General features: G+C 68.1%; 2 protein-coding genes. One reads left to right on the top strand and one right to left on the bottom strand.

What is annotated here, in order from left to right; all coding sequences use genetic code 11:
* A partial coding sequence (locus tag AC1D00_RS39190; protein WP_477014367.1) for a hypothetical protein occupies window positions 1–1234 on the top strand: 1234 nt, incomplete at its 5' end.
* Here AC1D00_RS39190 and gmk read toward each other — a convergent pair.
* Window positions 1167–1826 (bottom strand): guanylate kinase, encoded by a 660-nt coding sequence (gene gmk / locus AC1D00_RS39195; RefSeq protein WP_477014368.1) that lies wholly within the window; start codon window positions 1824–1826, stop codon window positions 1167–1169. The two genes, AC1D00_RS39190 and gmk, sit on opposite strands and share 68 nt — an antisense overlap.
* Between the last annotated feature and the right edge of the window lie 56 nt (window positions 1827–1882).

The following is a 1882-nucleotide window of genomic DNA, read 5'->3' on the forward strand; positions in this document are numbered from 1 at the left end:
GTTCATATCCGCGCTTGTCGGCAGCATCATTGCCGGCGCGCCACTGGCTGCCGTGTCGCAGAACGCGCCGAGCGCATCGAACACGGCCAATGCGGCCGCCGACTGCCTCGCCTCGCCGAAGAGCACCGCGCCGCAGGGACAGCACTGGCACTATCGCCTCGATCGCGCGACCAAGCGGCAATGCTGGTACCTGCGCGCCGAAGGCAGCAAGGCGACGCAGAGCGCGCAGGCGACGGCCGACACACCAGACGCGGATTCAGCAGCAACGCCATCGGTGCAGAACGCGCGCGCGGAATATATTGCACCGCAGATCGGTGCCGCACCGGGCTCGCCGAACATGACCGCGCCTGCGCCGGCCGCAACGAGTGCACCGCCGGTCACGCAACAGCCGCCGGGCGCCATCACCGACAACAACGCGCAACAGCCCGCCGTCGCCGCGCGCTGGCCCGATGCCTCCACGACATCCGTTGCGCCCGCGCCGCAGCCGGCGCCCGCCTCCGCGACGCAGCCGAACACGAAGCCGGCAAAGGGCCCCGCCCCGATGGCACTCGCCGCGGCCGAACTTCCCGCCGACAAGCCAACCGGCTCGCTCCAGACGCTCCTGCTCGTGATCGGCGGCGCCTTGGCGATTGCCGGCATCCTCGCCAGCGTCGTCTACCGCTTCGCCGGGGCGCGCGCGCGCGTCCGCGTCCAGGCGAACGACCACCGCCGCGTCAATTGGGACGATCGGGAGCCGCAGAACCGGGACGAGGGCCGCGCGCCATGGCTCAAAGCGAAGCCGGCCGTCACGCCGCGCGCGCAGCCGCCGCGTCCGATCGATTTCGACGCCGCACGCCCCCAGGCGGCCCAGCTCGCCGCAATCGACCGCAACATCGATATGATCGAAGCGCACGAGCCGGCTCACGAACCAACTGAACCAGCTGGCGTCGCCGAAGCCGCGATATCCGACGAGCCCGAGATCGCGGTATTCGACAGGGAATTCGAGATCGAGGCCCGTGCACCCCGGCTCGCAGCGGACCAGGCCGACAGCAATGAAGGGCCGGCCGGTCGCGATGAGGATGCGGTCAACATCGACATCATCACCACGATGCTGGAACGGCTGCTGCAGGAAGGGCCGCGGCTGAAGCAGCCTGGCCTTAGCTCTAACCCTGGCTCTAACCCTGGCTCTAACCTTGGAGCTGGCCTTGCAAACCTCGCACGAAACCAACGAGGCCAATCCGCCGCTCGCGCTTGAGGCGCTCGGCCTTCAGGATCGACTGCACCTCGGCGAAGGCCTCGTCGACGTCGTGGTTGATGACGATGTAGTCGTACTCGGCCCAGTGGCTCATCTCGTGGCTGGCACGGCTCATGCGCTTGCGGATCACCTCGTCGGAATCCTGCGCGCGCGAATGCAGCCGCTTCTCGAGATCGCCAGCCGACGGCGGCAGGATGAACACGCTGACGACGTCGGCGCGCGCCTTCTCGCGCAGCTGCTGCGTGCCCTGCCAGTCGATGTCGAACAGCACGTCCTGCCCGGCCGATAGCGCCGCCTCGACCGGCGCGCGCGGCGTGCCGTAGCGGTTGTCGAACACGGTCGCCCATTCCAGCAGCTCGTCCTCCTTCACCATCGCCTCGAAGCGGGGCTTGTCGACGAACAGATAGTCGCGGCCGTCGACCTCGCCGGGCCGCATCGGCCGCGTGGTCGCCGAGACCGACATTCGCAGGCCCGGCATGCGCTCGATCAACAAACGCGACAGCGTCGTTTTGCCTGCGCCCGACGGCGAGGACAGCACGAACATCAATCCGCGTCGCTCGACACCGTCAGTTCCGTGACCGTCCGTCGTCATCGATCACTCCAGATTCTGGACCTGCTCGCGAAATTGCTCGACCACGTTCTTCATGG

It is taken from the genome of Bradyrhizobium sp. P2_E8 (assembly GCF_056403875.1).